The organism is Methanosaeta sp. UBA458 (genome assembly GCF_002496085.1).
In the GTDB taxonomy this organism is placed as follows: Archaea; Halobacteriota; Methanosarcinia; order Methanotrichales; family Methanotrichaceae; genus Methanothrix; species Methanothrix soehngenii.
In genome coordinates this window covers 33,039-43,436 of record NZ_DAIK01000027.1, presented here as the reverse complement: position 1 = coordinate 43,436, position 10,398 = coordinate 33,039, and the positions used below count along the sequence as shown (strand labels likewise).

At 53.2% G+C, this 10,398-nt stretch carries 10 protein-coding genes and 1 pseudogene; 7 read left to right on the top strand and 4 right to left on the bottom strand.

Features of this window, described 5'->3' with window-relative positions; genetic code table 11:
* Positions 1–109 precede the first annotated feature (109 nt).
* The 5 genes from BP822_RS01825 to BP822_RS01805 all read left to right on the top strand — a co-directional run bounded on the left by BP822_RS01825 (position 110) and on the right by BP822_RS01805 (position 4,214).
* Positions 110–730: a hypothetical protein gene (locus BP822_RS01825; protein WP_286877588.1), complete on the top strand. Its 621-nt coding sequence runs from the start codon at positions 110–112 to the stop codon at positions 728–730.
* 66 nt (positions 731–796) lie between these two features.
* Positions 797–1,144: a hypothetical protein gene (locus BP822_RS01820; RefSeq protein ID WP_286877587.1), complete on the top strand. Its 348-nt coding sequence runs from the start codon at positions 797–799 to the stop codon at positions 1,142–1,144.
* 1 nt (position 1,145) lies between these two features.
* Positions 1,146–2,312: an ABC transporter permease gene (locus tag BP822_RS01815; RefSeq protein WP_276835501.1), complete on the top strand. Its 1,167-nt coding sequence runs from the start codon at positions 1,146–1,148 to the stop codon at positions 2,310–2,312.
* A 2-nt stretch (positions 2,313–2,314) separates the two neighbouring features.
* A complete protein-coding gene (locus BP822_RS01810) occupies positions 2,315–3,475 on the top strand; it encodes an ABC transporter permease (protein WP_286877585.1) in 1,161 nt (386 codons plus the stop codon).
* 31 nt (positions 3,476–3,506) lie between these two features.
* Complete coding sequence (locus BP822_RS01805; protein WP_286877584.1) at positions 3,507–4,214, top strand: ABC transporter ATP-binding protein; 708 nt, start codon at positions 3,507–3,509, stop codon at positions 4,212–4,214.
* Between the two features lie 90 nt (positions 4,215–4,304).
* Here BP822_RS01805 and BP822_RS01800 read toward each other — a convergent pair whose 3' ends face one another.
* From BP822_RS01800 to BP822_RS01785, 4 genes are all read right to left on the bottom strand, one after another.
* The gene (locus tag BP822_RS01800; protein WP_013719988.1) at positions 4,305–5,186 is read right to left on the bottom strand and encodes a hypothetical protein; all 882 of its coding nucleotides are present in this window, start codon (positions 5,184–5,186) and stop codon (positions 4,305–4,307) included.
* A gap of 77 nt (positions 5,187–5,263) precedes the next feature.
* Positions 5,264–6,379 (bottom strand): fructose-1,6-bisphosphate aldolase/phosphatase, encoded by a 1,116-nt coding sequence (gene fbp / locus BP822_RS01795; RefSeq protein WP_286877583.1) that lies wholly within the window; start codon positions 6,377–6,379, stop codon positions 5,264–5,266.
* Between the two features lie 216 nt (positions 6,380–6,595).
* Positions 6,596–7,990: a class II fructose-bisphosphate aldolase gene (locus BP822_RS01790; RefSeq protein ID WP_013719986.1), complete on the bottom strand. Its 1,395-nt coding sequence runs from the start codon at positions 7,988–7,990 to the stop codon at positions 6,596–6,598.
* A 54-nt stretch (positions 7,991–8,044) separates the two neighbouring features.
* The gene (locus BP822_RS01785) at positions 8,045–8,983 is read right to left on the bottom strand and encodes a class 1 fructose-bisphosphatase (protein WP_013719985.1); all 939 of its coding nucleotides are present in this window, start codon (positions 8,981–8,983) and stop codon (positions 8,045–8,047) included.
* 363 nt (positions 8,984–9,346) lie between these two features.
* Between BP822_RS01785 and BP822_RS01780 the strand changes: the two genes are divergently transcribed.
* Positions 9,347–9,568 (top strand): hypothetical protein, encoded by a 222-nt coding sequence (locus BP822_RS01780; protein WP_269798798.1) that lies wholly within the window; start codon positions 9,347–9,349, stop codon positions 9,566–9,568.
* 54 nt (positions 9,569–9,622) lie between these two features.
* Positions 9,623–10,335 (top strand): annotated as a pseudogene (locus BP822_RS01775) (RuBisCO large subunit C-terminal-like domain-containing protein).
* The last annotated feature ends 63 nt before the right edge of the window (positions 10,336–10,398 follow it).

The following is a 10,398-nucleotide window of genomic DNA, read 5'->3' as shown; positions in this document are numbered from 1 at the left end:
AACTCCACTGTCGCCTTTCTCATAAAGACTTGATTCTCTACCAGGTATAAAAAGTACCCCACATGAACGGCACAAGCTAATTATCCGCCAGGTAGATTCTATAACGGCCATGAAGTGTGTATTCTTTCTCCTCATGGCTTCAAGCCTTCTCCTTTTGCCAGCTTTAGGCCAGGAGGTCGTTGACCTCTACTCCGACCTCCAGTCCTGCGATGTGACTGTTGCTGGAACAGGAGCGGGCGATCTGCTCAAGCTAGAGCTCTTCTCCTCAGGGAAGGTATTGCAGTCCAAGACCCTAGCTCTGGACGGTCCGGGAACCTGGGTAGCGAGATGGGACAAAATGCCCTCGACGGAGGGATCCTACAGCGCCCGGGCGACGCTTTTCCGGAATGGATCTCTCCTATCAGAGAAGAGCATTGACTTTCACCATGGTGGGCGGGTTCCGGTGAAGTTCGATGTAAGGGACTATCAAGCAGACAGCAGCGGGGTCCATCTTCTGATCTATTCTCCGGACCTGGCGATAGTGGATATCTATCACATGCTCATTAAAGATGGAAAAGCCCTATATGTCGCTCGCGAAAGCCCCGTTTCCATATCAGACGGCATTCGCAATATCGATTTTGACTGGAAGCAGCTTCTTGTGAGGGACGAGCAATACTCGGGTCGGGTTAAGATCGTAGAAAAGGAGACCGGTCAGACCCGAGCCTTCATGAGCTCCTTTCTGGCCCGGTAGGATGCGAGGATTACCGACACTTATGAGGACGAGACAGGTGCCAGCGCCACGATTCTGGGGAAATCCATGACTCCCTTTCACGGTTTCCTGAGGTTCCTACTCGCGCAGGATGAAAGGTCCCTCGCTACTCTGGAGAAGAAGACCCCCGTTCTTCTCAAAGGAGATGACGAGACGATTGAAGTATCCTGGAACAAGACCCTGAACCCCGGGATATACCAGCTGAAAATCCAGCTCTTGGGTACAGAAGGAGATCTGATAGACTTTACTGAGAGGGTGATCGAGGCAAAGGCCAGGACTAATCTGACCGCCGTCAAGACAGAAACGCCCAAAGACTCATCCTCGAGCATGATCTTAGGCCTGCTTGGCCTGGTCGCTTTTGCAGGGATCATTTATGTAATCCGCGGGAGGCGCTGAGATGCTGGCCTTCTCTTCATTCGAGATCTTCGTGGCCATGAGACACATAACTTACCGCAAGCGCCAAGCAGCTCTGGCCATAACAGCTGTTGGAATGGCGGTGGCCGTATCCCTCCTGATCATAGCAGTTCAAAACGGCTTCTCCGATTACATGCTGGATATAGTATTCAAGAGCCTCCCTCATATAATCATCAAGCCCATAGACGGAGAGAACTACCTCAACCTCTATCAGAATGTCATAGATGGCGTCTGGGGCCTGGAGGGGGTAGTAGGGGTCTCACCGGTCCTGGCGGCCACCGCGACCTTCACCCACGAAGACAAGGTCGCAAATGCTGCAATGCTTGGAGTTCTGCCTTTCGAGGCCGATAAGATCAGCAAGATAAGTGAGAGCATGGTGCAGGGAGACCTGAACTCCATCATTGGAGGTAAAAGGATCCTCCTGGGCAGATCTTTGGCAGAGAAGCTCGACATGAAGCTGGGAGATACGGTGCACGCTGACTTTCCCGATGCCAGGGACCTCAACCTCACAGTATCGGGGATCTTCGATACTGGTTATGCCTCCGTCGATGAGAAGACATCCTACGTATCCCTGGAGACTGCTCAGGTGTTTTTGAACGAAGGGAATGTAGTGACCCAAATCGATATCAAACTGAATGACATCGACCAGGCCCAAGCCGTGGCTGGGCAGATCTCTTCGGATAGGTACGAGGTCCAGGTATGGCAGGAATCCAATCCTGAAATCGTGGAAAGCCTGGCCTATGAGAAGGCCTCTAACATGATCACCCTGCTTTTGATCATGGTCATCGCCACCTTCGGAATAGCCAGCATCATGAATATGCTGGTCCTTGAAAAGACACGGGAGATAGGGATGCTGATGGCAGCAGGGGCTGATAGCTCTCATATCAGGAAGATCTTCCTCCTGGAGAGCGGCCTTCTCGGACTCATGGGGGCCTTGCTTGGCTGCGCCATGAGCCTCGTTTTAGCCATCAGGCTTCGAAGCCTTCAGATCGAGATGCCCACCGGCGGCATGGTCGATCTGCCCGTAATCCTCTCCTATCAGGATATGGTCACGCTCTCATTAATAGCGCTGATTCTGAGCCTTGCGGCCGGGATCTATCCTGCACATATAGCCTCGAAGCTGGACCCGGTAGAGTCCCTGAGGGGATAGAGATGTTCGAGATCGTCATTGCCTGGAGGCATATCACAGCCAGCCCCAGGATGGTGCTCTTCCCCGTCCTCGCTGTGGCCCTGGCTGTGATGGTTATAGCAGCTATGATGGGGCTCATGGAGAGTTACAGGGAGGAGATCATCAGCAGCACGGTGGAGAACAGCCCCTACCTGACGGTTGAGCCGAAGGAGGGTGAAGACTATATCCACCTCTACAAGACGCTCTCAAGCGTGATCTGGGGCTATCCCGGGGTTGAGGCGGTCTCGCCCAGGCTCTTGGGGATGGCTGCGGCCAAGTACAGAGAACAGGTGAAAGGAGTCTCCATCATAGGCATCGACCCGCTGCTTGAAGATCCTCTCCTGGGTGTGCAAAGCGACCTGGTCTGGGGCGATTTCAATGATCTGGCTTTCAAGAAGCATTCGGCCATCGTTGGAGCCAAGCTGGCAGAAGATCTGAAGCTGAAGCCTGGGGATGGTTTTTACCTGGTTCGCAAGGGAGTGTCTTTAAAGGTAACCCCAGCAGGCTACATCCGGACGGGAACCGGAGCTGATGAGTCGCTAGTGTACCTTCCCCTGGAGACTGCTCAGAGGCTGATGGGAGAGGGAGATGTGGTCTCTGAGATTGGGGTTAGAACATCAGACCTCTATGAGGCCCCAGCCATTGCTTCCGGGTTGAGCCGGGACAGTTTCTATAAGGCCCAGAGCTGGCAGGATAAGAGCCGGAACCTCCTGAATCTCCTGGATACACAGAGGTTTTTCACTTACCTCTTTTACCTGCTCATATTCGTCATCTCCGGATTTGGCGTGGTCAACACCATGATTATGACCATCTCCCGCAGGACCAGAGAAATTGGCATCCTCATGGCCATCGGTGCCAACAGAGGATCTATAATCAAGATCTTTATGGCCGAGAGCCTGATCCTCGGTCCTCCATCAGCCGCTCTGGGATGCCTTTTGGCTTATGTAGCTGCCAAGCTGATCGAGGCATTTCCGATTGAGATCCCCGCTGAGGTCTATGCCGCTTCCAGGATGAGCATCCTCTTAAGCCCCGAGATCTTCGCCTATGCCGTAGCTTTTGCCATGATGGTGGATCTGGCAGCGGGACTGTATCCTGCCTATAAGGCATCTCGAATGGATCCGGTCGAGGCCATAGCCTCGGCTTAAATTTAGTGTTAATTTTCAGGAGAATGATATCATGAACATAATCGTCGCCAATAAGTTGAGAAAGGTCTTCGGAAACGGCGTGGAGTTGCTGGCTCTGGACGATGTCGACCTGACGATCCTGGAGGGGGAGTTCCTCTCCATAACCGGTCCCAGCGGCAGCGGCAAGTCCACTCTGCTGAACATGCTTGGGCTGCTGGATAAGCCATCGGGAGGCGAGATATGGCTGAAGGGCAGGGAAGTGTCGCAATCCAGCTCCCTGGAGAGGTCCCAGCTTCGAAATAAGGAACTGGGATTCATCTTCCAGTATCACCATCTTTTGCCGGAGTTCACTGCGCTGGAGAACGTCATGATTCCTCAGCTCATTGCCGGGGCAGACAAAAAAGCAGCTCGCCATAGGAGCGAGGAGCTATTGCGGGAGATGGGGCTCGTGGAACGGCTGAACCACAAACCAAGCGAGCTGTCGGGAGGCCAGAGCCAGAGAGTGGCTGTAGCCCGGGCCCTGGCTAACAGGCCATCTATCGTGATCGGCGACGAGCCCACTGGGAACCTGGACACCAAGAGCTCGGAGATGGTCTATGAGCTGCTGAGAAAGCTGAACCGGGAGATAAAACAGACCTTCATCCTGGTGACACATGATATGAGCATGGCTCAGAAAACCGATCGAATCCTCCGGCTGGTTGACGGGAGGATAGTGAGCGAGATGCGCAGAGAGAACGGCGGATTTGTAGAGTGCCTGTGAGATGAAAGAAGCTGCAAAAGCAAACTACTCCTGCCTAAAATATTGGGTGGGCAGAGTGAAAAGCTGCTTCGGGCCTTTCGAGGAGCGGGTCTATTTTCTCTTCAGGTGGAATATGTGGACGAGCTTTCTCTTCTCCTCCGGGAGGAGTGAATATGCTATTTTTTCCACCTCCTTTTGATCCTGCCCGCCGGCGATTATTATCCCTTCGATTATGGCAAACCAGCCTTCGTTAATGCCGATATCTTTAAGCTTCTTTCGATACTTTCTTGCCTGGACCCTGCCCATCTCCTCGCTGTATATGGGCAATAGCTCTGGTTTTTTACTGAGCAGCTCCTCAATCTCCTGCCAGTGAATGTCTCTGCTCTCCTGGGACCGCAGAAATGCCCTCAGCCTCTCTGCATCGCTGGGGGCGGCATCCTTGGGTGAGAAAGGCAGCGAGGTTATAATTCCATAGCTCGCTTTAGCCTGGCGGAAGCTGTCGTTGATGCTGCTTTTCATCCCTGAACCGAAAAATATATTGTAGCAGCTGAATGAGCCATCGAAGATGATCTTTCCTTTAAAGGGCAGAAGGGTGGCTTGGACGATTCTGGGCAGATTGCCGATCAGCTCCCACTGCATGGCCAGTCCCTTAACGCCGTAAGCCTTGGGTGAACGGCCTTCATTCATGAAGACTGCATGATCCTTGAGAAATCGGACGATGTAGAATCTGCCTTTCACGAAATGTTGCCAGCTGGATATGATCTCCAGCTCTTCTGCTGAAAAGCCCTGAGGATTCTCCCGCACAAATGAATCGATCTGATCGGGCTTGGAGTAGAGCTTCTCTTTGAGCTTCTCAATGTCCTCCAGAGCCTCCTTGAAGAGATCCTCAGGACTCTGAAAGTCCTTCAGAATTTTATGTTTGTTATTTACATAAAGCAATAGTGGATGGTACAGCTTCAGGAATAGTTTCCTGTCGTCATCTGGAAGGTTCATGGCAGATTCATAAAGCTACAAATATTTGGCTTTATGCTCCTCCGCGGATAACACCCATGCGCAGTGTCCCAACAAAATTACTCCGTATCCACGAACCGATCTCTCAGGCAATCAATTACATGAGGCAGGGTGGTATACTCCATTTCCTCCATGGGCAGCCGGTGCGGCTCGAAGGGGCCGTGCGCCCTCATGTAATCGGTGATCTCCAGACACCTCTGCCGGACGCGGTCGAAGGCCAGGTCATTGAAGAGATCCACCGGCCCCACGAACTTCCCCTCGGCTAGCTGGAATCCGGCGGCTATCACCCGGGGCGGGCCGTCGAACCTGGTGGGATGAGCGGTATCAAATGAGCAGGGCATAAGTGGCCCGTTGTGGCTGCCCCGCATCCATCCGCTCACCAGGTGCCCGATGGAGAAGGGCTCGAGCACCTCGCCCAGCGCGGGCAGGCCGGACTGCGACCTCACTAAGGCCACGGGATCATCTTTGCCCACATACTTGCCGGCGGTCTGGTAGAGCTTCTCAGTGCTGATCACCGCCACCGGCTCACTCTGGGGTATCTTGCTGCCGGGCTTGGCAAAGACTCTCTTGATCACATATCGGCTCTTGGCACCGATCAGCGCCAGCATATCGTACATCTCCTCCGGGCAGTTCATGAGGACCTTCTTGTGCTCTAGGATATCCCAGACCTCAAAAGTGAAGCCGTGATGGAAGGAGGGATCTATTATCAGCCCGGCGGTGTTGAATGGATCGGCAAACATCTTGAAGATGGGGAGATTGAAGGCTCCGGGCTCGGTCTTGTCCATCATAAAAGCGATGATGGGCTCTGCCGTGCGCTCGGTTATCTCCATCTCCGCAACCCCTGGACCCATGCCCTTGATGTTTCCGGAGAAGGCGTCCGCCAGCAGGTCCTGGCCATAGCCATAAAGCTTGAGGCCCTTGGCCGTCTCAGTGGCTGCCTCGAATGTCTCCCAGGCTAGGCCGTGGATGTCGCCGCAGTCGCAGCCCGTCCTGTGGCTCATGAGCAGCTCCAGATCGTCGCCGCAGGCCATAACCCTGTAGTCCACCAGACAGCCGGACTTTTTGGCCTCTTCCAGCTTCTCCTCCGCAGTCTTGATCAATTCTGGATGGACCGAACAGTGGCCGGGATAGCCGCCTACATCGGCTTTTATTAAGCTTATAGTTATCTTTGTCATATCAATCCCACCTGACGCTCCCTGGAGAACGGCGTATTTATCACTATTATCTCTAATAGATATGATATATTATGGCCTTTATGGTCATAAATCTTTGTGGACCAAAATCTATAATGCGGGATCTCCTGAAAAGAGAGCGTCTGGGAGTTCCCCAGATCATTCCTGATGTTCTCCAACACAGCCGCATTTATGCCGGCATTGCTTAATTGATAACTTTTAGCCCTTCAGCATCTTCGGCATTTCCAGCGGCACATCCGCAGGCTTGATGAATTGATCCAGCACTGGCCGGGTGCCCATAACCATGAGCTTATCGAATAAAAAGGCGAATTTGCCTTCCAGTTCTGCGCAGATCTCATCCCGGACGTCAGTCGGCAGCTGCCACAGCTCAGGCTTGAACGGTCCGAAGCCCTTCTTGCGGGTCTTATAGATGAACTGCTCTTCCGTATCCTTTTCCTTCCATTCTCCTTTCAATTCTCCCCGCAGGTGATCATAGATCTTAGACCGCAGCTGGCCAGGGAAGCTCCTGCTATCATAGATTATGTTCTGAAAGCCTGTCGCCAGGTGAATCTCGGCCGTTCCGGTAGCTGGAAAGCGATCAAAAGCCTCATCTGGAAGGGTTGATGCCCCGTGCTGAACCGCCCCTGAGAGGCCGTATTCGGCGCGGGCGGTCTCCGAGAGCTTCTCCAGCACCTCAAAATCGATCTTAACCTTAGCCACTGTGCCGTCGGCCAGGGGCACGCCGCCATGGGTCGTCCCGGTCTGCACGCTGATCTTGCTGATTCCCTTTAAAGCCGGTCCACGCTTTTTGAGCTCTTCCAGGTAGCCGTCCATGAATGTCTGCAGCTCCTCGACTGTGCTGTTTTTGCCGCCAACCTCACCGATCTCCCCACCCACGGAGACGGTTATGCCTTCCGGCTCCAGATCGCGAATCAAGGCAGTCAGCTCCGCCGCCAAGGTGTAGTTCAATCTCTGCTGATCTTTGATGGTGGCCTTAGATAGATCAACCAGGGTGGAGGTATCGATGTCGATATTGTAAAAGCCGGCCTGGATGGCTTCCCGGATCAAATCCTTGACCGACTGGGTCTCCTTTTCCCCGTCCGCGGCGAACTTTTTGGCGTTTATCTGAAAATGATCGCCCTGCAGGAAGACCGGGCCCCGCCATCCGGATTTGATCGCTGCCGCCAATACGGCACAGGCATACTCCCGCGGCCTTTGCTTGGTATAGCCTATCTCCGAACGGGCGATTTCGAAAATGACCGGACCAACATTGCCTTTCATTGACGCCCTGAATACCGCTTGCGCCACGTGGTAAGTGATGCCCCGGATATTTATCGCTGGAACGGTAAACCCGCTGACCTCTTTTCTGCCCATGGCCTCATACAGGGATTGGATCGATGCAGGCAAAATTCCCATACTGGCAGCGCCCCGACGAATCAGATATGCCGCTGCTTCTTGAATAGCCGGGTCGGGGCTGAAGACGGCAGTATAGATCAAATCATCGATTAGCTTTTCTCTAAAACTGGGCTCATTCAGGACGCGAACATCACCCTCTTGACAGGTGAGTATGGATTCGCATCCCCTTTTCAGCTGATCTTCATTCTGGTAAATCATTGCTGCACCTTTCCCTCTAATGTATTTATTATTTATATGTTAATTATAACTCATTTACTGCGACAGGAATTCTCTCGCCATGGTCACTTCCGTCCTCGAACCGATATAGATGGGCGAGCGCTGATTAACTGAATTCACTTTGAGGGATAGTATATCGTCTTTCCCATCAGTTGCCATGCCTCCTGCCTGCTCCACAATAAAGGCCATGGGCTGAAGCTCAAACAGCAACCGCAGCTTTCCCTGAGGCGATTTTTTCAGTGCCGGATAGGTGAACAACCCTCCCCTCTTGATGATGACCTGATTAATATCGGGGACGAAACCACCGCTATAGCGCAGCTTGTAGCCATCTGCCTCCAGCTTATCGATATACCTATGATGGCTGTCCGTCCAGTCTTTGCGCAGACCGCCAGGGGAAAAGATGGATCCTCTCTCATTGAGCCTGATATTCTCCTCGGACAGGACATACTCTCCTTCGCGATCCAATACGAACTCATGCACGCCCTTTCCTGCAGAGTAGATCATGGTGATGAGCGGGCCGTAGGTGATATAAAGAGCGGCGACCATCGAATTTTTGCCGCAGTCGAATATTGAATTTCTGTGGATGCCGATGATCGTCCCAATGGCCAGATTGGTATCCACCAGGGAAGAGCCGTCCACTGGATCAGCGGTGACAATATACTGTTCCTGCCCTTGACCGATGGTGATGATATCCTCCTGCTCCTCGGAGGCATACTCGCGGACAAATCCGGAGTTCCGCAGCATATTTTTCAATATGTCGTCGGAGATGCGGTCCAGCGCCAGTTGGTCCTCGCCATAAACGTTTTTGAAGCCGGCCAGCTTTCGGTTTGATTCGTGGATCTTTGCAGAGATATACTTGCCAACAACAGCAATCTGCCAGATGAGCCGCCGCAGTTCCACCTCGATGCCACTCATCCACATGTGCCGCCTCAGATCAACGATAAATCGAGTATGATTATTTATGCCGTCAACCATGGATTCTCCTCGATATCTTTTAGCAGTCTGCAAGTTTTTCCTCGATAATAAAGATGTTGCCCCATACTGAAAAAAATGTATTATCGATTCTCTAATTGCCGTTTTTTGATGAATGTGAATCGCAAATTCTCGGTATCTTTGCAGAAGTACTTGTATTTGCCAGAGATATCTATCTGCGGAGTCGGCCAATGAAGCCTAATGCTATTAATAGCGAACGATCTTGCTCGGTCTGATGGGTGGCTATGATTGATGCCAGGAGCGGTAATGGAACTTGCTGCAAAATATCATGTTGAAACCGACCTTCCCATCTAAAAGGCGGCGGAGGCCATTGCTGCCGAGCAGCCGACCGGCAACTGGACCGATGTGCGGGGCCAGGACAATCCGTTGGCCGCGCGGGTGATATCCGTTCAGGGCAGTGAGGTCGAGATCGCATTTCCCGATGATCTCTTCGAGCCGGGAAACGTCCCCCAGTACCTCTCGGTGGTGGCAGGAAACCTCAAGAAGGTGCGCCTGCAGGATGTCATCTTTCCTCAGAGCATAATCCGGGCGCATAAGGGTCCCCGGTTCGGGATAGAGGATGCATGAAGGATTCTGGGCGTCTACGACCAGCCCCTCGTCGGCACCATCGTCAAGCCCAGGATGGGCCTGGTCAAGGACGACGAGGCCCTCACCGATCAGGGCTTTTGCCCCCTTATTCCCAGGCTGGAGGCGGTCATGTCCGCTCTGGGCCGGGTGGAGAAGGAGACGGGCAAGAAGGCCTTCTATGCAGTAAGTGTCACCGCTGGGGCGGACAGAATCCTGGAGCGGGCGGAAGAAGCAGTGGACCATGGGGCCAATATGGTCATGATCGATGTCCTCACCGCAGGCTTCTCCTCCCTTGAGCCCCTTTCCCAGAACCTGAACGTCCCCATACATGTGCACAGAACCTTGCACGGCGCCTCTGCCAGGGACAAGAGCCACGGCATCTCCATGCTGGTCATAGCCAAGCTGGTGCGCATGGTGGGAGGCACTAACCTGCATACCGGAAGCTGCATGGGCAAGATGTCTCTTGAGAGGGAGGAGAACGACCTGTGCCGCGACGCTCTGCGAGAGGAATGGGTAGCTATAAGAGGTTCTTCCCCGTGGCCTCGGGCGGGATCTATCCAGCAAAGGTCCACGGGAACCTGGATGGCTATGGCATAGACTGCATCGTCCAGGCAAGGGGCGGCGTCCACGGCCATCCGGATGGTACCACCGCTGGAGCGCGGGCAATGGTGCAGGCGACAGAGGCCTGGTTAAAGCATATTGACTTAAAAGAATATGCAAAAGACCACAAAGAGCTGGAAGTTGCTCTGAAATTTTGGGGATGTTAAGCGATGAGGCAATGGCCCCTCCTCTCTTCAAACCAAAACCGAAGAGTTTATATTGGTAGATGA

Coding starts and splice junctions, on each gene's coding strand:
- BP822_RS01810 (WP_286877585.1), top strand. CDS start 2,315: ATGTTCGAGATCGTCATTGCCTGGAGGCATATCACAGCCAGCCCCAGG.
- fbp (WP_286877583.1), bottom strand. CDS start 6,379: ATGACAAAGATAACTATAAGCTTAATAAAAGCCGATGTAGGCGGCTAT.
- BP822_RS01785 (WP_013719985.1), bottom strand. CDS start 8,983: ATGGTTGACGGCATAAATAATCATACTCGATTTATCGTTGATCTGAGG.
- BP822_RS01800 (WP_013719988.1), bottom strand. CDS start 5,186: ATGAACCTTCCAGATGACGACAGGAAACTATTCCTGAAGCTGTACCAT.
- BP822_RS01790 (WP_013719986.1), bottom strand. CDS start 7,990: ATGATTTACCAGAATGAAGATCAGCTGAAAAGGGGATGCGAATCCATA.
- BP822_RS01825 (WP_286877588.1), top strand. CDS start 110: ATGAAGTGTGTATTCTTTCTCCTCATGGCTTCAAGCCTTCTCCTTTTG.
- BP822_RS01820 (WP_286877587.1), top strand. CDS start 797: ATGACTCCCTTTCACGGTTTCCTGAGGTTCCTACTCGCGCAGGATGAA.
- BP822_RS01815 (WP_276835501.1), top strand. CDS start 1,146: ATGCTGGCCTTCTCTTCATTCGAGATCTTCGTGGCCATGAGACACATA.
- BP822_RS01805 (WP_286877584.1), top strand. CDS start 3,507: ATGAACATAATCGTCGCCAATAAGTTGAGAAAGGTCTTCGGAAACGGC.